General features: G+C 64.8%; 1 protein-coding gene. It reads right to left on the reverse strand.

What is annotated here, in order from left to right:
- Positions 1–409, reverse strand: a 409-nt coding sequence (locus EF387_RS48155) for an FG-GAP repeat domain-containing protein (RefSeq protein ID WP_238431422.1), incomplete at both ends; no start/stop codon positions are given.

Genomic DNA, 409 nt, shown 5'->3' on the forward strand with positions numbered 1-409 from the left:
TAGGTGCCCATGTTCTTGCGGACGGCGACTTTGCCGTCGGTGCCGTGAACGATGAGGTCGGCCTTGCCGTCGCCGGTGATGTCGGCGAAGTAGAGACGGCCCATGTCGGTACCGGTGACGAAACGGCTCCATCCGGCGGACATCACGGTGCCGGCACCGAAGCTGTTTCCGAGGTTGCGATGGACGATGACGGAACCGTCGATGCGCTGCAGGACCAGGTCGTCCTTGCCGTCACCGTCGATGTCCGCCGGTGTGATCTTCTCGCGGCTGAAGACTTCCTTGACCCAGCTGCCCAGGTCGTCGACACGGGTGTCGATGGCGCCGGTGCGGGTTTCGGCGGGATCGTTGCCGAGGCATCCCCCCTGCCAGGAGCGGGAGTTGATGGCGACGAGTTCGGTGGTGCCGTTGA

The organism is Streptomyces cavernae (genome assembly GCF_004023625.1).
GTDB classification, from domain to species: domain Bacteria; phylum Actinomycetota; class Actinomycetes; order Streptomycetales; family Streptomycetaceae; genus Streptomyces; species Streptomyces cavernae.